General features: G+C 46.7%; 27 protein-coding genes and 1 CRISPR repeat array (1 of these 28 running past the window's edge). Of the genes, 25 read left to right on the top strand and 2 right to left on the bottom strand.

Annotated features, from left to right (window positions below; translation table 11 throughout):
- Positions 1-628: a CRISPR direct-repeat array (repeat unit 32 nt; unit sequence GTCGCACTCTATATGAGTGCGTGGATTGAAAT) (it extends 414 nt beyond the left edge of the window).
- Positions 629-1392: 764 nt separating this feature from the next.
- The 16 genes from NST83_RS10690 to NST83_RS10765 all read left to right on the top strand — a co-directional run bounded on the left by NST83_RS10690 (position 1393) and on the right by NST83_RS10765 (position 14893).
- Positions 1393-2790 (top strand): helix-turn-helix transcriptional regulator, encoded by a 1398-nt coding sequence (locus tag NST83_RS10690; protein WP_342417920.1) that lies wholly within the window; start codon positions 1393-1395, stop codon positions 2788-2790.
- Positions 2791-3192: 402 nt separating this feature from the next.
- A complete protein-coding gene (locus tag NST83_RS10695) occupies positions 3193-3354 on the top strand; it encodes an aspartyl-phosphate phosphatase Spo0E family protein (protein ID WP_189338259.1) in 162 nt (53 codons plus the stop codon).
- Between the two features lie 43 nt (positions 3355-3397).
- Positions 3398-3592, top strand: coding sequence for an XRE family transcriptional regulator (locus NST83_RS10700; protein WP_342417551.1), 195 nt, complete (start codon positions 3398-3400; stop codon positions 3590-3592).
- Positions 3593-3723: 131 nt separating this feature from the next.
- Positions 3724-4098 carry a DnaJ family domain-containing protein gene (locus tag NST83_RS10705; protein ID WP_342417552.1) on the top strand — a complete coding sequence of 125 codons (375 nt, stop codon included), beginning with the start codon at positions 3724-3726 and terminating at the stop codon, positions 4096-4098.
- Between the two features lie 131 nt (positions 4099-4229).
- On the top strand, positions 4230-6758 hold the full coding sequence (gene hrpB, locus NST83_RS10710) for an ATP-dependent helicase HrpB (RefSeq protein WP_342417553.1): 2529 nt from the start codon (positions 4230-4232) through the stop codon (positions 6756-6758).
- Between the two features lie 235 nt (positions 6759-6993).
- A complete protein-coding gene (locus NST83_RS10715; protein ID WP_342417554.1) occupies positions 6994-8166 on the top strand; it encodes an acyltransferase in 1173 nt (390 codons plus the stop codon).
- 167 nt (positions 8167-8333) lie between these two features.
- The gene (locus NST83_RS10720; RefSeq protein ID WP_137062843.1) at positions 8334-8972 is read left to right on the top strand and encodes a CatB-related O-acetyltransferase; all 639 of its coding nucleotides are present in this window, start codon (positions 8334-8336) and stop codon (positions 8970-8972) included.
- Positions 8973-9221: 249 nt separating this feature from the next.
- Complete coding sequence (locus tag NST83_RS10725) at positions 9222-9584, top strand: helix-turn-helix transcriptional regulator (protein ID WP_014281229.1); 363 nt, start codon at positions 9222-9224, stop codon at positions 9582-9584.
- 19 nt (positions 9585-9603) lie between these two features.
- On the top strand, positions 9604-10608 hold the full coding sequence (locus NST83_RS10730) for a Gfo/Idh/MocA family oxidoreductase (RefSeq protein ID WP_342417921.1): 1005 nt from the start codon (positions 9604-9606) through the stop codon (positions 10606-10608).
- A 277-nt stretch (positions 10609-10885) separates the two neighbouring features.
- The gene (locus tag NST83_RS10735; protein WP_014281231.1) at positions 10886-11263 is read left to right on the top strand and encodes a DivIVA domain-containing protein; all 378 of its coding nucleotides are present in this window, start codon (positions 10886-10888) and stop codon (positions 11261-11263) included.
- A gap of 99 nt (positions 11264-11362) precedes the next feature.
- On the top strand, positions 11363-11797 hold the full coding sequence (locus NST83_RS10740; RefSeq protein ID WP_342417555.1) for an Rrf2 family transcriptional regulator: 435 nt from the start codon (positions 11363-11365) through the stop codon (positions 11795-11797).
- Positions 11798-11820: 23 nt separating this feature from the next.
- The gene (locus NST83_RS10745) at positions 11821-12324 is read left to right on the top strand and encodes a metallophosphoesterase family protein (RefSeq protein ID WP_342417556.1); all 504 of its coding nucleotides are present in this window, start codon (positions 11821-11823) and stop codon (positions 12322-12324) included.
- A 29-nt stretch (positions 12325-12353) separates the two neighbouring features.
- Positions 12354-12662: a (2Fe-2S) ferredoxin domain-containing protein gene (locus NST83_RS10750; RefSeq protein WP_342417557.1), complete on the top strand. Its 309-nt coding sequence runs from the start codon at positions 12354-12356 to the stop codon at positions 12660-12662.
- A 240-nt stretch (positions 12663-12902) separates the two neighbouring features.
- On the top strand, positions 12903-13034 hold the full coding sequence (locus NST83_RS10755; RefSeq protein WP_342417558.1) for a hypothetical protein: 132 nt from the start codon (positions 12903-12905) through the stop codon (positions 13032-13034).
- 105 nt (positions 13035-13139) lie between these two features.
- A complete protein-coding gene (locus tag NST83_RS10760) occupies positions 13140-13742 on the top strand; it encodes a nitroreductase family protein (protein ID WP_137062848.1) in 603 nt (200 codons plus the stop codon).
- Positions 13743-13969: 227 nt separating this feature from the next.
- Positions 13970-14893, top strand: coding sequence for an NAD(P)/FAD-dependent oxidoreductase (locus NST83_RS10765; protein WP_342417559.1), 924 nt, complete (start codon positions 13970-13972; stop codon positions 14891-14893).
- Positions 14894-14903: 10 nt separating this feature from the next.
- On the opposite strand, the gene NST83_RS10770 is transcribed toward NST83_RS10765, so the two are convergent.
- Both NST83_RS10770 and NST83_RS10775 read right to left on the bottom strand, forming a co-directional pair.
- On the bottom strand, positions 14904-15233 hold the full coding sequence (locus tag NST83_RS10770; RefSeq protein ID WP_137062850.1) for a hypothetical protein: 330 nt from the start codon (positions 15231-15233) through the stop codon (positions 14904-14906).
- A 140-nt stretch (positions 15234-15373) separates the two neighbouring features.
- Positions 15374-15694, bottom strand: coding sequence for a helix-turn-helix domain-containing protein (locus NST83_RS10775; RefSeq protein WP_137062851.1), 321 nt, complete (start codon positions 15692-15694; stop codon positions 15374-15376).
- Positions 15695-15986: 292 nt separating this feature from the next.
- Here NST83_RS10775 and zwf point away from each other — a divergent pair, with 292 nt between their 5' ends.
- The 9 genes from zwf (at position 15987) to NST83_RS10820 (ending at position 25475) form a co-directional block, all read left to right on the top strand.
- Complete coding sequence (zwf, locus tag NST83_RS10780) at positions 15987-17489, top strand: glucose-6-phosphate dehydrogenase (RefSeq protein ID WP_342417560.1); 1503 nt, start codon at positions 15987-15989, stop codon at positions 17487-17489.
- 57 nt (positions 17490-17546) lie between these two features.
- Complete coding sequence (gnd, locus tag NST83_RS10785) at positions 17547-18440, top strand: phosphogluconate dehydrogenase (NAD(+)-dependent, decarboxylating) (protein WP_137062853.1); 894 nt, start codon at positions 17547-17549, stop codon at positions 18438-18440.
- 148 nt (positions 18441-18588) lie between these two features.
- The gene (locus NST83_RS10790) at positions 18589-19263 is read left to right on the top strand and encodes an SOS response-associated peptidase (protein WP_137062854.1); all 675 of its coding nucleotides are present in this window, start codon (positions 18589-18591) and stop codon (positions 19261-19263) included.
- Positions 19242-19511: a hypothetical protein gene (locus NST83_RS10795; protein WP_342417561.1), complete on the top strand. Its 270-nt coding sequence runs from the start codon at positions 19242-19244 to the stop codon at positions 19509-19511. Before NST83_RS10790 ends, NST83_RS10795 begins: the two co-directional genes overlap by 22 nt.
- Before the next feature lie 171 nt (positions 19512-19682).
- The gene (locus NST83_RS10800) at positions 19683-20891 is read left to right on the top strand and encodes an MFS transporter (RefSeq protein WP_342417562.1); all 1209 of its coding nucleotides are present in this window, start codon (positions 19683-19685) and stop codon (positions 20889-20891) included.
- Between the two features lie 55 nt (positions 20892-20946).
- Complete coding sequence (locus NST83_RS10805; protein WP_342417563.1) at positions 20947-21393, top strand: OsmC family protein; 447 nt, start codon at positions 20947-20949, stop codon at positions 21391-21393.
- Positions 21394-21460: 67 nt separating this feature from the next.
- Positions 21461-22546, top strand: coding sequence for a lactonase family protein (locus tag NST83_RS10810; RefSeq protein WP_342417564.1), 1086 nt, complete (start codon positions 21461-21463; stop codon positions 22544-22546).
- Between the two features lie 838 nt (positions 22547-23384).
- Positions 23385-24398 (top strand): aromatic ring-hydroxylating dioxygenase subunit alpha, encoded by a 1014-nt coding sequence (locus NST83_RS10815; RefSeq protein ID WP_342417565.1) that lies wholly within the window; start codon positions 23385-23387, stop codon positions 24396-24398.
- Between the two features lie 30 nt (positions 24399-24428).
- On the top strand, positions 24429-25475 hold the full coding sequence (locus tag NST83_RS10820) for an aromatic ring-hydroxylating dioxygenase subunit alpha (RefSeq protein WP_342417922.1): 1047 nt from the start codon (positions 24429-24431) through the stop codon (positions 25473-25475).
- The last annotated feature ends 18 nt before the right edge of the window (positions 25476-25493 follow it).

Genomic DNA, 25493 nt, shown 5'->3' on the forward strand with positions numbered 1-25493 from the left:
ATGAGTGCGTGGATTGAAATTCTTACGTGTGGGATGAAAAAGCATCCCAAGATCGTGTCGCACTCTATATGAGTGCGTGGATTGAAATCTGAAAAGTATGGAGTTGATTTAGAAACTTTTCTTCGGTCGCACTCTATATGAGTGCGTGGATTGAAATACACCAAGGGTCGTAAACTCTCCATCCTTTGAATCGTCGCACTCTATATGAGTGCGTGGATTGAAATAATTAGTTTATCTGTTTGGTCGTAGATTTTTTGGATAGTCGCACTCTATATGAGTGCGTGGATTGAAATCGCTTGGTATGCTCTTAAAAGCAAGTTCCCCAGTCGCACTCTATATGAGTGCGTGGATTGAAATTTCGTACATCATGCCGCCATTTCCTTGTTTAGCCATGTCGCACTCTATATGAGTGCGTGGATTGAAATCCATGTAGTAGCCTCCTGTTGTGTAATGTACAAAGTCGCACTCTATATGAGTGCGTGGATTGAAATCTCGACACGGCGCTTAATAACGTCCATTGATTCCATGTCGCACTCCATATGAGTGCGTGGATTGAAATTCTAAGGAGATTGGACGAAAATGGGCTGATTGTTTGGGTCGCACTCCATATGAGTGCGTGGATGATATGAAAAAAGACGGTTTGTCCGTAAGCTTTGTTGCGTAATGGAAAGTATAAATTACAACTGAGTTAATTTTTTTAACGGATTCCTCATTCGACAAATTCCCCCTTACTTTTATCCAACAATTACTTAATATTTCAGTGTTTGAAGTATAAATTAAGGTGGGAGTATTTTATGAGGACTTTCATGAGAATGTTAGTTTCTTTTGTGGCATCCGTATTAATCTGCTCAACTGCTCGTATCGACCTGACCCTGCCACTTGTATGCCATGAGTAAGTTTCTAAAGCGTTATGCAGCGATTTTGTTGGGTTATGCAATAGGTATAGGGTTATTTTACGCTTTAGGATATAAGCTGAGTGCTATGGGTATCTATGCAATTTTGACTGGAACTGTGTTTGGAGAAATAATCAATTTCGCATTATCAAAGCGAGAGAAATAAACCTATTTACCCCTTGATTGATCAAAATCAGGGGATTTTTTATTAAATTAAAAAGGATCAACAGAATTCCTACCTGGAACCTCTACAGCATTTTAATGGTGGTTAATGTATATAGAGAAATGAAATAGCCATGTCAACACTGTGCAACCTTTTATTTAGACAATTCAATTTCCCCTTTGCTACTTGTTTCACAGTATTCTCTTATGTGTGGATTATGCATAAATTTCATTTAAAACATTAGTTGCATAATATATTGATAGATGGTTAATTTTGGAGAAGAATAAAGTATGTTTTTTTAAATTATGGAATTTTTATATGAAGGGTGGTTATGACTTGAAGCATACACCTACGATTTCGGCGGAGTTTGAGGATTATTTAAAACAAAATGACATGACATTGGGGCAATTTGCGGAATATTCGGGGGTTCATCAAAGAACGCTTAGTAATTGGATTACTCAGCATCGCCCTGTTTCCGTACAGCAGCTTGACCGAATCACTTTGGCTATGGGGTTACCAGAAGGCTACTTCTACGATTTATACATAGAAAATTACATTATAGAACGTTCCCCCAATATGCGCCGAATTGAGCCGTTGTTATATCGTTGTGCGGAGCTGGACAAGTTGGATGCGATCCGAAGAATGGTTGGAGCAATCATGGACAAGTTATTGTATTCTCCCAGACTATTTGACATTGCAGAAGCATTATTTGCACAGGGACAAAATGCTGCCGCACTGCTGCTCTATGAGAGTGTGGCAGAAGGGGAGAAGTACCAGCACTCCGAGCGCTTGGCAGTCTGTCAGTATCGTATATTCACGATTCAGGTTGGAGACGATCAAAGCCGTAATCTCAAAGTAGCTACGCTGTTTGAACCCTTTGTCGAACGTCTGGATGAAATAGATCAGCTTGATGCGTTAAAAGATTTGGCGAATGTGTACCGATCTTTGCGTGATTGGGACAAGGTCGATGAAATGGCGAGAAAAATGAGAAATAAAGCGGAAATCCAATATACTATTAAACATCAAGAGAAGAGTCGAGAACGAAGTGAGTCTGCTAAGAAGCTAAGCCGTCCCATGTTTGTGTATATCACCTACGCCGATTTACTGTGTTCAGGTGTCTGTGAGACTCAAGGCGATTATCAACAAGCTCTTCAATATACATACGCCTATGCTGATTTAGATTGGGTCATAGAGACGGACGAGGATACCCAACATTGGGTTAACTTATTCAAAGATTGGGCAGAAGGTAATATTTACACATACAAACTTTTATCTGGAGATATAAGCGTGCTAAAAGATTATGCTAAATATATTGCTGCATCGCCAGATACCACTGAAAAAGAAATGGTTACAAAACTGTTGAACGTTATGATGGCGGCTAACCAATATAACATAGATGTAGATGATATACTTCGAAGGTTTAAAACGAAGATTGACTTTTTTGCTCAACAGAACCCACCTGCTGATATGTATACTCATCAAGTAGTACCAGAACAATCCACGCGTTTTAAATATGAATTAGCTAAATATTACTTAAATAGGGGTAGATACTCAATTGGCTTTAAGTGCTTGTTAGACGTTTTATCTAAATCATTAACCATTAATAAAGAAGCTTTTTTTATTAGGTGCATAAGATTATTTGAACAGTTTAAAGAATTTTCAGACGTCAAAGCTTATGTAAAGTACGAGAACTTAGTTAGTCAAGGGAAAAAAGAAAAATTATTTTATTATTAGGGGCGATTTTTTTCAAGGTTAAATCGTATGTAAATCTTATAGGTTTGGTTAGACAATGTAAAAAAATGGGTCTATTGATCGTCGGCAGCTAGCTTTTTGTTTATTGTGGCTGTACCTGATCATGCTTATAACCAGCACCATAGTATTCAGCTTCACGATACCATTGGAGGTGCTTAACAGGGAGAGTAAGAAATAACGACTGCTAACCTTACGGTTCGAGGGTATTGTTGTGTCCAAGTTTATCTCTGAGCAACTTGGACACAACTGAAAATGAACATAGATCGACATAAAGTGCCTCTGGAGTATTCCGGAAGCACTTTTTTTGTTGAGCGAATCATTAAATAATCCAAAAGTTGACGTTTTGCATTAGGATATGACACAGAAGGGGGAATCATGCTGATGATGAATCAAGGTGTGACTTTACTTCGTGTCGAGCGGGCGAGAAAAAGACTGTACCAAGTCCAGAAAAAATACGGATTTTTAACGCATCCCAAAGTGATTGAACAATCCAAGAAACTGGATGATCTTTTGAATCAATACCAAACGTGCAAATCAAAATCTTAACGGACTGATAATGAGAGCAAAACTTAACCTGGAGGTAATAAAGTTGAATAAACGCAATGCTGTAACCCCTTTTGGGTGGAAAATCAAACAAAAGCTGGTTGAAAAACAAATTGACCAGAAAACATTTTGTGAGACATATCATATCCCCCCTAGCCGATTGTCCAATCTCATCCACGGAACACGTAGGGCCAAGAAACATAGAACACAAGTATTCCAATTGCTTGGAATAGAAGAGTAATCCCTCCCCTCTTTCCCTTTTTCCCATGAATGCAGGACATCTTCTGGAGATTTATGCTACAGTGACGAAAGACCCCATTTTTATGATCCAATATGGTTGCACATATGTTTATACAGGAGTTGAGTTGACCTATGGGAATGTTCTCCAGAATGGCCGAGCAAAAAATTATCGAAGCCATGGCAAAAGGTGAGTTTGATAATTTGGCAGGAGCAGGCAAACCGCTGGCTATTGAGGATTTATCACATGTGCCAGAGGAGTTACGTATGTCGTACAAGCTGCTGAAAAATGCAGGCATTTTACCAGAGGAGCTTCAACTGCAAAAGGAGTGCGTCCAGCTACGCGATTTGCTCCACGCTTGTCGTGAGTCGGGAGAGCAACAGCGGATCAGTCGCAAGCTGACTGAAAAATCGCTTCGTCTTCGCATGCTGTTGGAGGAAAGAGGGCTGAATACTTCGTCTGTATTTTATGAATATGAGTCGGCTGTGCGTAAGCGGTTGGAGGGATAGAAGCGTAGCTTCGTCATTCAAAATATAATAATTGCAGGTAGTGAAAAATTCACAATAATAAAGTAAATTGGTTACTCAGATAGAAACAACACTTAGATTCTACGCATCCGCGTATCATTGGAGAGATTTCATTGACAGATAAACAACTGCCTATCATGCAGGTTATACCTGAGCTTAAAAATGCACTGCGATCCCATCCGGCTGCCGTATTGATTGCACAGCCGGGGGCAGGCAAAACGACGGTTACGCCACTTGAATTGCTGCACGAGCCGTGGCTGGCGGGGCAAAAAATGTTGATGTTGGAGCCAAGGCGCTTGGCTGCACGTGCAGCAGCGGCGCAAATGGCGAAAGCGCTGGGAGAACAAACCGGGCAGACGGTGGGCTACCGGGTTCGCATGGATACAAAAGTAGGGCCGAATACGCAGATTGAAGTGGTTACGGAGGGCGTGCTGACCCGGATGCTGCAAAATGATCAGGCGTTGGAGGGGATCGGCCTGATCATTTTTGATGAGTTCCATGAGCGTAGCCTGCATGCAGATTTGGGCTTGGCGCTTGCCCTGCAAAGTCAGGCGCTGTTGCGGCCTGATTTAAAAATATTGATCATGTCTGCCACACTGGAGGCCGAGCCTGTATGCCGTCTATTGGGGGATGCTCCATTGCTGGAATGTCCGGGTACGGTATTTCCGGTAGAGACGCTTCATATATCCAAGCCTTCATCGACTACGTTAGAATCCTTTACGGCAGAGACGGTAGACAAGGCCCTTCATGCTCATGAAGGCGATCTGCTGGTATTTCTCCCAGGGGCCAGAGAAATTCATAGAACGGAACGTGAGCTGGCTTCAAGGAATCTTCCTGCACATGTCAAGGTGATTCCGCTGTACGGCAGTATGAAGCTGGAGCAGCAGGATGAAGCGATACGCCCGTCGGCTTCGGGCAGCCGAAAAGTCGTATTGGCAACCTCGATTGCCGAGTCCAGCTTGACGATAGCCGGAATTACGGTCGTAATAGACAGCGGGCTGTCGCGGGAATCCGTTTTCTCCGCGCGAACCGGCATGAGCCGTTTGACCACCGTCAAGGTGTCCAAAGCCTCCGCCGATCAGCGGCGCGGCCGGGCGGGCCGCCTTCAGCCGGGCGTGTGCTACCGGCTGTGGAGCGCGCAGGAGCACGCCGCTCTCCCCGATGCCAGCCGCCCGGAAATCGCGGCGGCGGATCTGGCCCCGCTCGCGCTGGAGCTGGCCGCCTGGGGCGTCCGTGAGCCAGCCGAGCTGGGCTGGCTGGATGCCCCGCCTGAGGCGGCGTACCGCCAGGCCACGGGCCTGCTGCGCCAGCTCGGCTGCCTGGATGCCGCAGCCGATGGCACGGCAGGCGGCATCACCGCGCACGGGCGCGAGGTGTCCGCTCTGGGCGCGCATCCGCGCCTCGGGCACATGCTGCTGCGCGCGGCCGCCCTCGGCCTGGCGCCGACCGCCAGCCGCCTCGCTGCGTTGCTGCAAGAGCGGGACCCGTTCCGCACCCATGGCGGAACGGATTTGCGCCCGCGGCTGGACGTACTGCGCGAGGCGGCTCACGCCCGCAGCACGCACAGCCTGCTGCGGGCGGCAGACGATACGGTGATTCGCCGTATCGTGCAGGAGAGTCGGCAGCTATTAGCCACGCTGCCGAAAGCAGCCGCAGGGCAGGACGAGCCTGACGGCTCCGCGGCCTGCGGGCTGCTGCTGGCCTTTGCGTATCCGGATCGGATCGCGCAGGGCCGGGGGGATGGCCGCTTTTTGCTGAGCGGCGGCCGGGGTGCGCGACTCCGACAGGTGGAGTGGATGTCGCGTTCGTCCTATCTCGTCGCCGCCGAAGTGGACGACGAGGGGGCAGACGGTGCCATTCAGCTCGCGGCTCCAATTGAACTGCAAGAGCTGATCGAGCATTGCAGCGAATTGCTGCTGGAGCAAGCAAATGTATATTGGGACAGCTCAGCGTCAGCAGTGAGAGCGCGTAAGGTATTACAGCTCGGCGCACTCGTTTTAAAGGAAACGTCCTATGAGCGTCCTCCGACAGAGGAAATCGCTGCCGCCTTGATGCAGGGTGTGCGTGAACGCGGTCTAAAGCTGCTGTCATGGAATCGGCAAACCCTCCAGTTGCAGGCGCGTTTGATTTTTATGCATTTCTCATCGCCCGAGGATTGGCCAGACAGCACCGAGCCAGCATTACTGGATTCACTGGACTCGTGGCTGTTGCCCTTTGCCCTTGGAGCCAAAAATGTATCCGATCTGCAACGGCTGGACGGTGCTGCCTTGCTGCTGGGCAGACTGAATTGGGAACAGCGGCAGCAGCTTGAGCAGGAAGCGCCGACGCATATCCGTGTGCCCAGCGGTTCCCGCATTCCTGTCGATTATTCGAATCCTGAGGCGCCCGCGCTGGTAGTGCGGCTGCAAGAGTTGTTCGGTATGCGAGATACGCCGCGTATTGGACGCGGACGCGTGCCGATCGTGCTGCATTTGCTGTCACCTGCGCAGCGACCTGTGCAAGTAACCTCCGACTTGTCCAGCTTCTGGAGCGAGGCTTATTTTGAAGTCAAAAAGGACCTGAAGGGCAGATATCCCAAGCATTATTGGCCGGATGACCCACTGGAAGCCGTGGCGACCAACAGAACGAAGCCCAAGCGTTGAACAGCAGCTTTTTTATGCGAATTTTTGGTTTGAAATGAAGTTCTGTTTTCATTCATCTACTTTTACAGCAGCAGTCTCCCCGAAAGGGAAGGCTGCTGCTTTTCCATATGTATGCTCGTTGATAAACCAGAGATAAGCGAAGCTTTGCTTGGATTGTCGTTTATCCTTCTATATATTTTTACAGAATTGTCGTTATAATAGACTTATATATTTCTAGACATAACAGGAGAGTGACATGAGTCAAAAAGAGAGAATTTCCGAAGTCGCTTTGCTGAGAGGGCTGGCTTTTGCCGCCGTTGTTCTTCAGCATTCCGTCGCACATTTTGCGGTTGCGCAAGGGGCGCGCATCCAGGACGGAGTTTTGATGACACTTTTACTGCTGTGTTCTAAATTTGCAGTTCCCGTGTTTGTGTTTATCACCGGCATGGTGTTATTTTACAATTATGATGGACCCTTAAAGTATGGAACTTTTTTACGTAAAAGGTTCATGGACATCATCGTGCCTTATATCATATGGTCTCTTTTGTACGAATTGGGAAATCAGCTTGTTCAAAGCGGATGGCATCTTCACCCGCTAGATTTTTTCCAGAAGCTTTTGAATGGGAAAAGCAGCTATCATCTGTGGTATATCGTGATGATTATCCAGTGTTATGTGCTATTTCCAGTGTTTCGTTATGCTGTCCGCCGTTTGTCAGCGTTATTGCCGTCAACATGGCGACCCGCTGCATTGGCTGGAGTCGGCGTGCTGTACATCATGCTCATGTTCGCGGTGGGGCCGATGTACCGATGGATGGATGGGCTCCAGCTTCCGGTGGTTACTTCCTGGTTCACAATTTACGCTGATCGGAATGTGATTTACTTTTTCTTTTATTTTGTGCTAGGCGCGGCAGCCGGGATGAATGTCCGGCGCTGGAATGCTTGGGTAACCAAGGCGCAAATCGTATACTGGCCGTTGTTTATTGTAATTACAGGCTACTTGCTGTATGAGATGATCGGTCTGTTTCAGACGCCGAGAGGCACGGTTCTTTCCTTTAACTACTTGTCTCTGCTGCGTCCGGTCATGGCTGTATATTGTGTCACGTCTATTTTTGTTGCTTACCGTGTGGCAACGTGGATTGCTCATAAGGGCGGACGTGCCGCGAGGTTGCTGACTGCCATCGGGACGTTGTCCTATGGAGCGTATCTGATGCACGCCTTTATGCTGCGTGTCACGTACTCTTTTGACGAGACGTTGTTTGCAGACTGGAGCCTGATTCTTCGCACGCTGGCTTCGTTCGTCCTTTGTATGGTCTTTTCCGTTGCAGGCACGTGGCTGTTGGCGCGTCTGCCTCTGGGAAAATGGATTGTGGGGCTTCGGATTCGTCCACGCCCGGCTGGAGGTCCGCCAGCCTTGCAAAAGCAAGCCTGATTTGGTAATCCCAATCACATATTTTCACAAAAAGTATCCCGAAGCCCATGTAACAAGGCCGAGGGATACTTTTATTTTCTCCATTTGTTTAATGGCATGCATGCTGTTAGACTTGGACGTGCCTTTTCATTTAAGGTGAATCTATAACATGATAGGGGTGTTGCTACATGAGTGGTCCAGATCCAGGAAGCGTTTTTCCGATGAAAAATATTAGAAGTCTGTGTTTTTTGAAAAATGTAGTGGTTAATCCACAGATCGAAATTGGGGATTATACCTATTATGACGACCAACATAATCCTCTGGATTTTGAAAAAAACGTCCTTTACCATTTTGATTTTATAGGGGATAAATTAAAAATCGGTAAGTTTTGCGCAATTGCAACCCAGGCCAAATTTATTATGAATGGTGCAAATCACAATACAAATGCATTTACCACTTTTCCTTTTGGGGCGTTTGGTGGAGAGTGGGCAGCTGGTTTACCCAATTTAAGTGGAGGTTTCAAAGGGGATACCGTGGTTGGGAACGATGTTTGGATAGGCTACAATGCTACCATTATGCCTGGAGTTCATATAGGAGATGGAGCGATCATTGCGTCCAATGCCGTAGTGACTAAAGATGTCTTGCCTTATTCTATTGTAGGGGGAAATCCGGCCCAATTAATTCGTTATCGGTTTGACGAGGAAACGATTGAACTACTCAAAACACTAGAGTGGTGGAATTGGGATATCCAAAAAATAACAGAATGTATTCCTGTTTTGACAAGTAACGATACGGATGCCTTAAAGAAATTAACTAAGTCTTCGTAATCTGTAACTCTATTTTTTTAGTCTTAATTATATTATTTCAATATATGAAAAATTCATAATAGAAAAAGACAGAATCACAGACCGCCACTTCGCCGACTATCTCACAACGCTTCATTATATATCTCCCGCCAACTTCAAACAGGTCACAAGGGAGAGATTGAAAATCCCCCTAACATTAGTGTATGGGCGCTGAGTGGTTTATAATGGAAGGTAAGATATAAGAGAATGGTGTGAAGAGGAGGCCGTGAAATGGCGTTTATGATATCCCAGCGGGCTTTTATCAAAATTTATCTAATCACAATGGTGGAGAAGCATCGCGGTTACGGATATCAGATGCTTGAATCGATGAAGGATGAGTTTAGTGGTTTTGGATATGTTCCGCCTCAGAGTGAAGTCTATCGGGCGCTGCATGAACTAGTGCAGGAAGGCGTCTTTTACCGTACCAAACGGTTAAAAGGCACAGATCCTCGCGTGGATTTTCAGGAAATTGTACTCTATCATTTTACAGATGATGGGGAGGAGAAAGCGCGACTGTACAAGAAGCAGGTCAAAACCGATTTGGACCGTTGCCTGGGTATGCTGCACAAAGCGGAACAGGACAACTATTCCTGACCACGAAAGGATGAGAATGATGGGTAGAAAGCTGAAATGGGGAATTTTAGGCACTGCGGAGATTGCCAAAATTGCTGTAATTCCGGCGATTCAGCAATCCGAGCGCGGAGAAGTACTTGGAATTGCTAGTCGCAATGCGGATAAATCCGCTGAGGCCGCCCAGGAGTTCGATATTCCGAAAAGCTATGGAAGTTACGAGGAATTGTTGGCTGATCCCGAAATCGGGGCGGTGTACATCCCGTTGCCGAACCATCTGCATGAAGAGTGGACGATCAGGGCCGCGGAAGCGGGGAAGCACGTTTTGTGCGAAAAACCATCCTCTCTTAGCTCAGCCGGGACAAGCCGCATGATTGAGGCATGTAAAAATGCAGGAGTCATTTTTGCAGAAGCTTTTATGTATCGCTATCATCCGAAGCATCGAAGAATTAAGGAAATCATCAATAGCGGGGAAATTGGCGACATTCGCGGCATTCATTGCACATTCACGTTCAACAATGCCGATCAGGCAGATAATGTGCGCTTCAATAAAAGCATGGGCGGTGGATCGTTGTACGATGCAGGCGTATATCCGATTTCGGCGGCCCGTATGTACTTGGACCGGGAGCCGGAGGCGGTGACAGTACATGCTTTATTTTCACCAGAGCATGACAATGTCGATATGATGGCATCCGGTCTGCTGGAATTTCCGGGCGGGGTGAACCTTACCTTCGATTGTGGCATGTGGGCAGCGGACCGTTCTAATATGGAGGTTCTGGGTAGCAAAGGGACGATTGCGATGCCTAAAATGTTCGGCTGGGAAAGGTCATCTGTCGTACCGCAAATTTTCGTCCATGTCGGCTCGGTTACACGCGAGGAAAGACTTAAAGGCTACAATTCCTTTGAGCTGCAAGCGGATGCTTTTGCCAAAGCGGTGCTTGACGGTGTTCCGTTGCCATATGAACCTGAAGACGCGGTAAGCAATATGAAGGTGATCGACGCTTGTATCGAGTCGGCCCGCAGCCGGAAACGGGTAGAGATCGGATAAACCGGATAAACGAGTCCTCAGAAAGCATAAAAAGCAGCCTGTCACAGGGACAAGCTGCTTTTTTAGATAAACGAATACCTAGGCATACAGAGAAGCATGAAGTCTTCAACGATTATGGCTCATGATTATATCTCCCCTTCGTAGTCTGAATGGATCTATACATACTGTGCGTATGCTCTTTTATACCCGCTCACAGGACTGGGCAATCAGCAGAGACTTTTATTCCCGACGTAGAATGTGATATAAAAAGAATAGTGTGTTAAGGAGGGAATAACCGATGGATGAACATATGAAGCGTCGTCTGGATAAGCAAAAGCAGTTGTTTAAGCAACTGGGAATTCAACTGGACGCGCTCTCTATCCATGAAAAACAGTTTAAAAATAAAATGCGCGGCTATGATCCTGATGAGGTGGACGCCTTTCTGGATGAAGTGATAAAGGATTATGAACGCTTCTATGCGAACATAGCCGATCTGATGGACAAGTGGCAGGAGCAGCAGGCAACCATACGTGATTTGAAAAACGCACCCAAGCCTGCCGCCGATTATAACGCACTTGACCGACGCCAGTTGGAGGACATCGTTAAGCAACTGGAGTATAGCGTCCGCCAGCTAAAGGTGCGAGTACGCCCTGAAAATGACTATTTTCCGGAGTAAGGTGCAGTAAGCGCTGTGTCGGTGCCTCTCATTGTGGTATGATGAAACTATGCATATGTACACAAATATTAATGAGGCACACATATAAAGGTGGTTAACATGAGTACCCATTTTTCCGTTAGTATCCATTGTCTGCTTCTTCTGGCTGAAGGAGCGCCGGAGCGGATGACTTCGACACTTGTCGCTTCCAGTATCAATACGAATCCGGTGGTTGTTAGAAGAATCATGAGCCGGCTCAAGCAAGCTGGTCTGGTTGATTCCTCACCAGGAGCACGGGGCTTTCGTCTGAGCATGTCCAGTTCAAATATTAATCTTAAAATGATATATGAAGCGACCAAAGACGACGGTCCGCTGTTCGCTATCCATAGTGACAGCAATCACAATTGCGAGGTAGGTAAGAACATCGACGCTTTGCTAGACGGATTATATACCGTAGCAGAGCAGAAAATACAGGCGTTTTTCGAAACGGTTACGCTGCGGGATCTGGAGCAGGGGCTTCAGCAGCGGGTTGAGCAGCAGAGCCCATCCGTGTAAAGACGCTGGTAAGGAGAAATGCTATGAAAATCATCGTACTTTCAGATACTCATATGCCGCACCGAGGAAAAGCGCTTCCTGGTCGGCTTGTACAGGAGCTCAAAGGCAGCGATCTCATTCTCCATGCTGGAGACTGGACGGATTGGTTCGTATATGAAAGGCTATCCGAATTTGCACCTGTGCAAGGGATTGCCGGAAACAATGATGGAGTAGACATCGTAGAGCGTCTGGGCTATCAAAAAATCGTTGAAGTCGAGGGCAAACGGATCGGCATGGTCCACGGTCACGGCTGGCGCGGCTCGACAGAGAATATCGCACTGAATACGTTTAAGGGAGAAACGCTGGATTGCCTGATTTACGGACATTCGCATATTCCAGTTGTCAAAAAGTTGGACGGCTTGCTCGTTCTCAATCCCGGATCTCCGACAGACAAGCGCGGCGAGGACGAATATTCATTTATCGTGCTGACGATTGAAGACGGGCAGATGGATGCACAGCTTGTTCTTTATCCAGATAAGCATGAATAAACCAACAACCGTTGATTAAAGGGGAAGCTATGGCTATTTTTGAATTGGAACCGATGAAGCATCATGTGTTGATCTGTAATGGAGGCACGTGTATGCGGCATGAAGGTGAAGAAGTTACACAAGCAATTCGGGATGAAATCCGTGAACAAAACGCAGAGGCTTATATTCATACGACCAGAACTCGCTGTAATGGCCGTTGTCACGATGCTGCGGTTGTGATCGTATACCCTCAAGGGGACTGGTATGGTCAGATGACGCCTGCTGCGGGTACAGAATTGGTGCAGAAGCTTGTAGCAGGAGAGAAGCTGAAACCACATCTTTTTCACACAACCAACTGAATCAATTTCATAATACCCTCAGTAGTTTTAATAAAGAGTACATATAGATCAAAATGGTTTAGTTTGTCTATATGTAGTATACATTTTGTTAGCTTAATCATTTATGAAATGGATTCAACTATAAATAAAAACGTGAGAAGAGAAAATCTTTGTGGAGATTTTCTCTTTTTTGCGTTTAATCCCTGTTCTGAAAGGTAAAAGTATACTGTGGACACCAATTCGATAGGGAGGGAAGCGAAAATGCCCCCATTTGACGATGACCTGCACCATCAGGAACAACCCGTAAATCGGGATCACGCTGAGCAGTATCCAACGGAGCAGGAGAGCTTGTTCGATCCATTTGAAAGTGAACAGAATGGCTGCGTATCATGAATCAAGGAACTGGTAATATTTAAAAAGAAATCTCTTGACCTTAAGACAAATACAATATATATTTAGTTACGAAAAGTAATTAATTTTTCTCAGGAGGTAACAAAAATGGCTAAAGATTTCTTCACAGCTCTGAAAGAAAGACGCTCCTATTACGGTATTAGCAAAGAACAAGTAATTTCCGACCAACGGATTCAAGAGATTGTAGAGGAAGCTGTTAAATATACACCTACCTCTTTCAACTCCCAAACCTCACGTGCAGTTGTACTGCTCGGTGAGCATCATGACAAACTGTGGAATATCACAGAAAATATTTTGCGCGAAGTTGTAGGCAATGAAGAGCAATTCAAATCTACTGCTGAGAAAATGAACGGCTTCCGTAGCGGTTACGGTACTGTATTGTTCTTTGAAGACAACAATGTAGTGGCTGGATTACAACAACAATTTGAAGCTTATGCGGACAATTTCCCAATCTGGTCTAACCAATCCAGCGGCATGCTGCAATTGGTTGTATGGACAGCTTTGGAGCAAGAAGGACTGGGCGCATCCCTTCAGCATTACAATCCTTTGATTGACGAAAAAGTGAAAAATGAATGGAATATTCCTGAGCATTGGAAGTTGATTGCTGAATTGCCATTCGGTAAACCGACATTCCAACCAGGTGAAAAAGAATTCCAACCTATTGAAGAACGCGTAAAAACGTTTAAATAAGCCAGACGATGCTACGATGATTCAGGTTTGGCCTGCAAAAAGCACTGTGGATTTCCACAGTGTTTTTTGCTATTCCATTTTTAAGGAGTGAGCTTCTGGATATGTACTTTTTTCTTTTTTTGTGAAAGGGATGATTCAGGGGTTAATTCAGGCGGAAGCGGGTGATGCTACGTTTAAATTTGTATGAGAGGGTTACATAGGTGTTATTGATGAGGGAGGAAAAATATATGCCATATGATTGCATTATTGTTGGCGGAGGGATTGCCGGGCTGCAAGCAGCCATTCAATTGGGAAGATATAGCAGTCATCGGGTTCTGGTGATTGATTCGGGCTATGGTCGGTCCACATTGTGTCATCAGTATCATAATATTTTGGGCTTTCCTGACGGGATTTCAGGTGAAGACCTGCGACGGCTTGGACGTCATGAGGCCACGAAGCTAGGAACTGAATTTGTTGAAGGTAAGGCGGTGAAAGCTGCCAAGAGAGATGAGCTTTTTGCCATTCAAGTGGAAGAGGGAACGGTGTATTCCTCAAAGACGCTGCTGCTGGCAACGGGGCTGACCGATCGTTTTCCAAAGCTGGAGGGGCTTTTGGGCTGCTTGGGCAATAGTGTGTATGTCTGCCCGGACTGTGACGGATACGAGATTCAAGATCGCAGTACGGTTGTGTTGGGGGCGGGAAAAGCCGGAGCTTCCATGGCTCTGATTTTATCGGCGCGTACGGACCACCTGATTTATGTGAACCATGATCGTTCAGAGGTGCCGGACGAGTTGATGATGAAGCTGTGCGAGAACGGAATTGGATACAAGGAGGAGATTATTTCCAGGATCATGATCGAGGAACCGGGACATTTTGAAGGAGTTCAATTGGCTAATGGAGAGGTTGTTCGGGCAGAGCGAGGCTTTTTAGCCTTTGGAGGCAACCATGTCCATTCAGAGCTGGCCGAGCAGTTGGGCGTGCACTTGCTGGATAACAAGCATATTGAGACTCATCCACGAAGTAAAATGACCAATGTAGAGAATGTATGGGTAGCCGGAGATTTGGGAGCGCATGCTGAGCAAGCGACTGTTGCGATGGGAGAAGGAGCAATGTCAGCAATCTGGATACACAAAGTATTATCCGGTATGAAAACAAAAATATCGCAGCTCTAAGAGCTGCGGTTTACAACGGTGGACGTGTACCTGTGTGAAAATGAAGGCCGAAGCGTTCCAATTGCTCGCTCATGCCATACTTGCGCAAAATTTCCGTTTGTTTGTTGCCGATCAGGTCAAAATGGGGATAGGGCTGACGCTGGTGAATATATTGGGGGTCTAATCCATTATGGCTGCACCATAAACGCAGCTTGTCCAAATTGGAACAACCCACCTTGGTTACGGTTGTAATACCTGGAAAACGATCATCCAGCCAGTAATGAGTCAGATAAGCAATTTCGCCGCGACTGACCTCTCTTTTCCAGGCTGAAAGCTCCTGTCGGTTAATACCAAACGCCATCGAGTTCATCCTTCCTTGGTTTCTTCCGAAATCATGAGTGTCGGAGGCGTACCATTATTTTCGTATTATTGCCCTGTATTACGCTTCCTAAAGGGTAACACAATAACAGGAGACCGTGTATGACGAGCTCCTGTTAGCGGTTAGAGCCATCTTTCGGCCCAGATCTCTACACCATTCAATGCATCACCGAGCTCCTTACCCTTGCGGGTCAGCGAATACTCGGTGCGCACGGGCCGCTCTGTAATGACATGGCGAAGGATCAGGCCGCTAAGTTCCAACTCTTTAATGCGTTCATTCAGCATACGTTTGCTAAGATCAGGTATAGAAACATGAATTTCACTGAATCGTTTGGGATGTTCCATCAAAGTATGGATGATGAGAGCGGTCCATTTTTTGCTGATGATCTGAAAGGACTGTTCCACCTTGCCGCACAAAAGCTTAGGCTGCCTGTCGTCGCTCATCTGAATCCCCTCAATTTCATTGGTTGTTTTAAACAGTATACTAAAAGTAACTCTGTTTACCAATAGTAACTATCTTGGCTTGTGTCAACTGTGACATTTTTAACAGTTTTTTCTCATTCCTTACGTCAATCATACCACAGAAAACGTTATCATTACAGGAAATATCGAATGTTCACGATTTCGCTAAAATTTGATTGACTCGCCCCTTATTTTGGGTGTATTATGGGTTACGTTAATTCCTCAGGTAACTTTTAATAACCTCATCTTTTATAATGGGAAGAAGGAATAATTCATGGATTCAATGACTTTTGTCTTATTTGGAGCGACAGGGGATTTGGCTAAACGTAAAATCTACCCTGCCTTGTATAATTTGTTTGTCGAAGGTAAAATTCCGGCTTCCTTTTCTGTAATTGGTATGGGGCGTCGTGAAGTGGCTGACGAACAGTTTCAAAGTAACGTAGAACAATCCATTAAGGATTTTTCCAGGCACGTGAATAATGACCGTGCACAGATGGATCAGTTCTTGAGCGCTTTCCGCTACAGTGCATTGAACGTCAATCACCCTGAAGACTATAAAAAGCTGTTGCAGCTTGCTGAGCAACGTGAAAATGACTTGGGAATTCCGGGGAACCGCATGTTTTACTTATCGGTGGCACCGGAATTTTTTGATGTGATTGCCCTCAACATCCGGGAAAGCGGTTTGGCTGAAACGAAGGGCTGGAAACGGCTTATTATCGAAAAACCATTCGGACATGATCTGGAATCGGCACGTGAGCTGAATGATCGCTTAAGCAGAACGTTTGCCGAGGATGAAATTTATCGTATTGACCATTACCTGGGTAAGCCGATGGTGCAAAATCTTGAAGCCTTGAAATTTGCTAATCCATTGCTTCAGGGTGTGTGGAACAATCAATATATTGCCAATGTGCAAATTACCGCTTCCGAAACTGTAGGCGTCGAGGAACGCGCAGGATATTATGATCACTCCGGAGCTATTCGGGACATGGTGCAGAATCACATGCTGCAAGTGCTAATGATGGCGGCTATGAATAAGCCGGGGCATGTAACGGCAGATCAGGTGCGTGACGAAAAAAGCAAGGTTATGGAGGCGTTGCGTGCGCTTGATCCTTCCGATATTGCTTCCAGCGTGGTGAGAGGCCAATACACGAACGGTGAGATTAACGGAAAAGCAGTTCCTTCCTATAAAGAAGAGCCGGACATTGGACCGGACTCACAAAATGATACTTTCATTTCAGCTCGTCTGTGGATTGACAATGAGCAATGGTCAGGTGTGCCGTTCTATATTCGCACAGGCAAACGCATGAAGGAAAAATCTACACGTATCGTCGTGGAATTTAAAAAGGATAGCACAGACCCGTATGCGGCTCAAGGACAGCCTTCCGAGCCGAACTTGCTTACGATTCATGTGAACCCGGATGAAAAGGTAACACTGCGTCTGAACAGTAAGGACCCGCTGAATAACGGTCAACTGGAGACGGTGCTGATGAATTACACATCAGAGGCCAAGGAAGTACCGGAAGCTTATGAGCGCCTCATCTTTGATGCGCTGCGCGGCGACTCCACCTATTTCGCCCACTGGAATGAAGTTGAGCTTTCATGGATGTGGGTACAGCCAGTGCTGGAAGCATTTGCTCGCGGCGAAGTTCCGCTTCATACGTATGCGGCAGGCTCCTACGGTCCAGAGGCTTCTGACCAATTGTTGGAGGAACAGGGCTTTACATGGTGGCTGGATCAAAAGTCAGAACGTTCTGAAAAAGCGGTTGTTCGTTCGTAAACATGTACACATCACTACATTGAGAATATATTTTTGCTACGGCAGGAGGCCTTTACAATGCAAGTTGGATTAATCGGTTTGGGAAAAATGGGCTTGAACCTCGGAAAAAACTTGATCGATCACAAGCATGAAGTTGTCGCTTACGACGTCAATGCAGCAGCGATTCAAGAAATGAAGGATTACGGTGCTACAGGTGCTTCCACACTGGAAGAGCTTGTGCAGGCGACCCAATCCCCAAGAGTACTGTGGATTATGGTTCCCCATCAAATTGTTGATTCCGTGCTGGAGCAGCTTCAACCAATTTTGTCCAAAGGGGATATTATTATTGAAGGTGGTAACTCTCATTACAAAGAGTCGATTGCTCGTCATGCCCGTCTGAAGGAATACGGTATCAGCTTCATGGATGCCGGTACCTCCGGCGGTATGGAAGGTGCACGTAGTGGCGCTTGTTACATGATCGGCGGCGACCCGGAAGCATGGGCATTTGTTGAGCCTATTTTCCGCGACACAGCGGTGGAAAATGGTTATCTGTATGCAGGTAAATCCGGTAGCGGACATTTTCTCAAAATGGTTCACAACGGTGTGGAATATGGTATGATGGCCTCCATTGGTGAAGGCTTTGAAGTGCTGGAGAAAAGCAGCTTTGACTTCGATTATGAGCAAGTGGCACGCGTTTGGAACAACGGTTCCGTTATTCGCTCCTGGTTGATGGGCTTGACCGAGCGTGCATTTTCCAAGGATGCAAATCTGGATGAAATTCGCGGGGTTATGCACTCTTCCGGCGAAGGTAAATGGACGGTTGAGGAGGCATTGGACATTCAGGCGGCTACTCCGGTTATTGCGTTGTCCTTGCTAATGCGTTACCGTTCTCTGGATGCAGATACGTTCAACGGGAAAGTCGTTGCCGCGCTGCGTAATGAATTTGGCGGTCATGCAGTAGAAAAGAAATAGTAACGATATAAGTTAGCATTGATCCCCGCAGCTTCAAAACTGCGGGGATATTGCTATATGTTCTTGGCGTGCGCTTTTTGCTTTATGCATATTTTTCCTTGTATATCCGCACAATAGATGAAAAAGAAGGCGGAAGGATGAATAGCATATGTGCAAAAGATTTTCGTTATCGGCTGATTTGGACGAGGTAAGGGATCATTTTGGCATCCAACGGGTGATGTATTATTATAAAACGCGTTATAACATGAGCCCTACCCAGCATGTTCCCATCGTCCTGCATCAGAATGGAGAACGGGTGCTAGATGAATTTCGCTGGGGATTTATCCCCTACTGGGGCAAGGATTGTGTCAACGCCGATTTGAATACGGTACGAGTGAATCCTAGTTACCGCAAAATGGCCGAAACCCGGCGCTGTGTCATTCCTTGCAACGGCTTTTATTATTGGCGAAAGCTCGGTAAACGTATGTGTGCGGTGCGGGTGGTGTTGCCGGGACAGAAAATGTTTGCGGTCGCGGGATTGTATGAGGTATGGCAGGATAGCCGTAAGGAGCCGCTGCGTACCTGTACGATGATGACGGTGCAGGCCAATGCGGATATTCGTGAATTTGACGGCCGTATGCCCGCCATTTTGGAACCCTCGAATATGGATTCATGGCTGAACCCGTCTATTAAGAACATAGATGAGTTGCTGCCGCTGCTGTGCACGTATGAACAGGGCGATATGAGCATCTATCCGGTGACCCCGCTGGTCGCCAATGATGAACACGATAACCGCGAATGCATTCAGGAAATGGATTTGCAATGGTCCTGGATCAAGCCTTAAATGAATATGGAGAATTTTCATTCACTACAGATCATAAGCTTCCCGCCGCCTGCATAGGTATGTATTGGGGAACAAGTGTCATGATTCGGGGAGAGGGGAAACGGCCGAAGGAGTATCTCATATGGGATGGAGGCGATTGGAATGAGCAACGATACACTCATCCAACTGCTAGTGCTCATGGTGACGATCATCGGTCTGGTCCAAAACCGGTAAGTGGCAGGTTCCAGAAGGCGGGAGAATTGCCCTAGGCAATCTTCCGCTTTTTTTCGTTTTCCTTTCAAGAGCGGCAACAAGAGATTTTTTTACTTTAAAATGCTCGCAGATGAAGGGAGCTTGCGGTACAATAGATGCTAAGCTACAGGTGACAAGACACCTGAATATACGGCTATATATGATGCATTTTTAAGGGAGAGCGAATCATGAGTGAATTGACTTCATTACCACCATCCAAAAAGCGAAAGCTGCTGTTTAGCGCAGGACTCAGTTGGCTCTTTGATGCCATGGACGTTGGGTTGCTTTCGTTCATAGCCGCAGCGCTGGCTAAGGAGTGGCATTTGGGATCAGAGCAGGTTGGTCTATTGACTGCGATGAATTCGATAGGAATGGTGTTCGGGGCCGCTTTAGCGGGGATTTTGGCTGATCGCTACGGCAGGCGTGCAATATTAGTGTGGACGCTGTTGATCTTTTCTATTGCAAGCGGCTTGTCAGCTTTGGCGACTGGGCTCGGTGTACTGCTGGTGCTGCGCTTTATTGCGGGCGTAGGCTTGGGAGGGGAATTGCCTGTAGCTTCGACGCTGGTGTCGGAATCAGTGCCGGTTCAGGAACGGGGAAAAGCGGTCGTTTTGTTGGAAAGCTTTTGGGCCGCGGGTTGGATTCTTTCAGCGCTTATTGCCTATTTTGTTATTCCAAAGTACGGCTGGCAGATGGCTTTTATTCTCGGCGCAGTACCAGCCCTGTACGCCCTTTATTTACGCAAAGCGGTAGAGGATTCACCACGATACAAGCAGCAGAGTGTCAAGCTTCCACTGCGTGAAAGACTGGCTTCCATTTGGGCAGGGCCGAACCGCAAGTCCACGCTAATGCTGTGGATTTTATGGTTTACGGTTGTATTTTCCTATTACGGAATGTTTCTGTGGCTGCCAAGCATTATGTTTATGAAGGGTTTTGAACTGGTTAAAAGCTTTGAGTATGTCCTGATCATGACGCTGGCGCAATTGCCAGGATATTTTACTGCGGCATATCTGATTGAAAAGCTGGGCCGCAAATTCGTGCTGATCGTCTATTTACTGCTAACGGCGGTGTCCGCTATTTGGTTCGGTACCTCGGAAACGGCAGGAATGCTGCTGGCTGCTGGTATCTGCTTGTCCTTTTTCAATCTCGGCGCGTGGGGAGCCATGTATGCCTATACCCCGGAATTGTACCCAACAGCGGTCCGTTCTACTGGTGTGGGTATGGCGGCTGCATTTGGCCGTATTGGTGGCGTGATCGGACCTTTTCTGGTCGGAATGCTGGTCGGACAGGGCATGGCGTTGCAATCTATCTTTGTCATTTTCTTCGGAGCGATTCTGATTGGAGCGGCGGTGGTATGGTTGCTGGGGACCGAAACGAAGAATCGGGAGATCGACTAACCTTTACATTCACCTCTATAAAGATTCATAATATAAGAGAGAGGAGTGACCTGAAATGGAGCATACCTTTCTGCTCAAGGCAGACTGGAACGGGGGGCGCAACAGCGATGGCCATATGGAGGCCGGACAGCTGCGGACAGCGATTTCGATCCCGGCGGAGATGGGCGGTCCCGGTGTGGGCACCAATCCGGATGAAATGCTGCTAGGCGCTGCCGCGACCTGCTATTTGATTACATTGGCGGCGATGATGGAGCGTGCGGGTCTTCCGGTGGCTTCACTGGCGCTGGAATCCGAAGGCATTGTCGATGTAACGAACAATATTTTTACATATCGTCGAATTATCCATCGTCCGCGAGTTCATTTGGCCGCCGATGCGACAGAATCGCAGATCGAACAAGCATTGCGGCTGGCAGAGCAGGCAGAGAGCTCTTGCATGATCTCGCGTGCCGTAGCGGGAAATGTGGCTTTATCTACAGAGCCCGTCGTGGATCGCGCCTCTTAGCGCTATTTGAACCAGGAGCAATCATTCCAATTGCCCATTATTTTTCTAATTTGAGGAGGACACAACCATGACAGCACAACAAAAATTGCTCGTTTTCGCAGGCTCTTACGCCGAATTGGAAGGCAGCGGAGTTTATGCGTACACTTTTAATGAAGAGACAGGGGTTCTTACATTACAGGATGAGTTCTCCGGATTGAAAAATCCAACCTTCCTGAACGTAGACGTGAAGAACCGGAAGCTGTATTCCATTGGAGAAACGACTTCTACTGCTGGAGCGAAGGTGGGCGAAGCTGCTGCTTTTGAAATTGATCCGGTCAAAGGGACATTTACATTGCTTAACCGGGCGGAAAACGTTGGCGCAACAACCTGTCACATTCAGCGTGATCCATCCGATCGCTACCTGATCGTAGTCAGCTACCACGGAGGAATGGTGGGACTGGTGTCTCTAACCGAGGATGGCCGTATCGGCGAGTTGCTGGATGTTAAACAGCATGAAGGCAAGGGAGCGCATCCTGAGCGTCAGGATCGTCCGCATCCACACTCCAGCTTCTTTAGCCCTGATGGTCGTTTCCTGTTCGTACAAGACCTCGGCCTGGATCTGATCCGTGTCTACACCATTGATGACAGTAAAGGACAACTGGTGCTTCATGGCGAAACGAAAACCCATGCAGGGGCAGGCCCACGTCACTTGACGTTCCATCCGAACAGTAAATTTGCTTTTGTTATTAATGAGGTGGATTCTTCGATTACATCTTTTGCGTATGACGCAGAAGCAGGCAAGCTTACCGAGCTTGAGAGCGTACCGACTTTGCCATCTGATTTTACGGGCGAAAACACAACCGCTGAGATTGCTATTTCGGAGGATGGTGCTTATGTGTACGGCTCCAACCGTGGGCATGACAGCATCGTAGTGTTCGCTGTAGACGCTGCAACAGGCAAGCTGAGCTTGGTAGAGCATGTTTCTGCCGAAGGAGAGCATCCACGTCATTTTGCTTTGACTCCAAACGGTGATCATATGCTCGTAGCTAACCGCGATACGAATAACATCGTTACGTTCAAAGTGGACAAGGCTAGTGGACGACTGACCTACACGGGACAACAAGTAACTGTCTCCAAGCCAGTATGCGTACAGCCTTTTTACTTTTCCGTATAGCAATCCGGGGCTCACTTATGTGAGTCCCTTTTGATTTTATGTAAGTACTATTGTGGGAATCACACCATCTGTGCAACAAGAATCTGGATTTCATAGCAGGCCTCGTCTGGCTGATCTGTAAGAGTGTAATTTGCAGTTTGAACAAATCAATCTTGTCATAATACCTCAGTGTGTCCACGGATATTCCACGAAGTTTTGCCATCTCGCTTTTATTTAGCTTCTCTTTACTCATTGGCACGCACCTTATTTCAGTTGATTAATGAATATTATCTGACATGATCTCGATCGAAACATAGAAAAAAATCTATAATTTAGTGTTAAATAAAGTTATATAAAATTAGGACAGGATCTGTTCTGAAAGGTTTTTGCTGATAAAGCAGGTTTATCTTCTTCCGCAATTGGCATGTATGAGCGTGTGAAGTTTTTCGCAAACATTAATGTTATATTTAATAACATTAATGTTTGAAGTTTAAGGGATTCAGGGTCGTTATTTCCGCTTATAATTCTTTTAATGTTAATTATATTGACACATTTTCTGAGTTAGTCATATAATAAAAAAATAAACGAATTATATGTAATTAAATATAACATATGTGAAGCGAACATCAATGAACCTAAAAATTTGCAGTGCGGGTACTTTACGTGGAGTTTACCAATTTGTTATGCCAATGAACGTGGCAAAATTCTTCTGAACTCCAGCCGATCGGTGGTGGTGAATACCTTGGAACTGGAGGATGAGCTTCGGATCGGTACCAGAGTGTATGCACGCAGCGATTTAAAGGATTTGCTCGTAAAGGCGAACGGGCAACGCTCCGGATCTTAAAAGGAGAAGGTGACTATGATGAAAGATCACATATTGGCAAAAGATTGGATAGCAGCAGTTTATTCTCAGGATATCGGAAGCGAACCGGTACCTGTTACGATTTTGGAAGAGAGGGTCGTCCTTTTTCGAACCCGGGACGGAGTTCAGGCATTTAAAGATTTATGCATACACCGGGGGGCGGCGTTGTCGCTGGGCAAAGTGACAGACGATTGTATCGTTTGTCCTTACCACGGCTGGAAGTATGATGCGGAAGGAAAATGCGTCAAAATCCCTCAGCAGCCAGCAGGACAAACCATTCCTCCTAAAGCTAAAGCAGTGGTTTATTCCTGCACGGAGCAATACGGCATCATCTGGGTGAAACTTGATGCTGGTTCCGGGAACGAAGATCCGGTCCCCTTTTATGGGGAATATGAGGATTCAACTTTTCAAACCGTACATGCGGAGCCGTATATCCTGCATGCAACTGCGCCGAGAGTCGTTGAAAATTTTCTGGATGCAAGTCATTTGGCTTTCGTTCACGACAGACTATTGGGCGACTCTGATTTTCCTGAAATACCACATTACAGCGTTTATTGGCATGAAAACCGCTACGTTTCCGACGAAATCGCCATTTACGCTGATGCGGACGGCTCGGGAAATTACGCAACGATTTACTATACGTTTGAAATTTTGCGGCCTATGACAGCAAGACTCAAAAAAGTGAACTATGAAAACAACCAGATTCTATCCATGTTATTTACGGCGCTTCCCCACGAAGAGAGAAAAACAACTGTTTTTGCACTTATTTCTAGAAATTACGCATTAGATCAGTCTGACGAATATTTTCGGGATTTTCAGAAACGGGTGATCGAGCAGGACGCGGGAATTGTAGAAAGCCAGAAGCCGGAGGAACTTCCTCTCGACTTACAGGCCGAGCTTCATTTGAAGGCGGACCAAGTCAGCATTGCTTACCGGGGGTGGCTGAAAGAGCTGGGTGTGACCTACGGCAGCGACGTTTCGGTTGTCTCTTCAAAGAACACTAGACTATAAAATCAATTTACGGATAAGGAGAGTGCCATGATGGTACCTAAAGCCAAAAATAACCATTCTGAGGTTCAATTTCCGCGGGATTGCACGTTCACTCCGGAGGATTGGCAGGTGTTGGCTCAATATTGGTACCCGGTGGCGCAGGCAAGCGAAATCACGGATAAACCGGTTGGCGTAAAGCTGCTTGATGTGAAGCTCGTATGCTACCGTAGCAACGGCAAGTTGGTTGTCGCCCGTGACCTTTGCTTCCACCGAGGTGCTCCCCTTAGCAAGGGGTGGGTTGAAAACGGAGAAATTGTTTGCCCATATCACGGACTTCGTTACAACTGCGAGGGCAAATGCACATCAGTTCCGGCGCATCCCGACGCCAAAATTTCGCCTAAGCTGAAATTGATCACGTATCCCGTAGTAGAGCGGTACGGTCTGATCTGGACATCTCTTACGTCCAGCGATGTGCAAATTCCCGAGTTTCCGGGATGGGATGACCCGGATTACCTGAACGTGCTACCGCCGAGCTTCGACATTGCAGGTTCGGCAGGGCGCCAGATGGAAGGCTTCCTGGATGTATCGCACTTCGCCTTTGTGCATACCGATACCTTCGGAGACCGTGATAACCCGTTTGTGCCTCAGTACACCGTCAAGCGCGAAGGCAGCGGCTTGCTTGCCGAATATTGGAGCACGGTTAGCAATTACGGCAAAGGTCAGGACAATCTGGTCCCGGAAGGCTTTAAATGGCTTCGCGAATTTCGCGTATTTCCTCCGTTCGCGGCTTCGCTTACGGTCTACTTTCCGAACGACGGCAAGCTAATGATCCTGAACTGTGCCTGCCCAGTATCGGCCCGCTACACCCGGTTATTTTGTCCGATTTCACGAAATTTTGATAAAGATGCATCCGTTGAAGATACCATCAAGTTCAATTTACAAGTGTTTCAGGAAGATCGAGAGATGGTAGAAGCGCAGACTCCAGAGGATTTGCCACTCGATTTGCAAGCAGAGGTCCATATTCCGGCAGATCGCACCTCTATCGCTTACCGGCAGCTTCTTAGCGAGATGGGGCTCGGCAGGTCCTATACAGCCTAAAGGAAATTCTCGAAAATT

Origin of the sequence: Paenibacillus sp. FSL R10-2782, from assembly GCF_038592985.1 — a bacterium.
In the GTDB taxonomy this organism is placed as follows: Bacteria; Bacillota; Bacilli; order Paenibacillales; family Paenibacillaceae; genus Paenibacillus; species Paenibacillus terrae_C.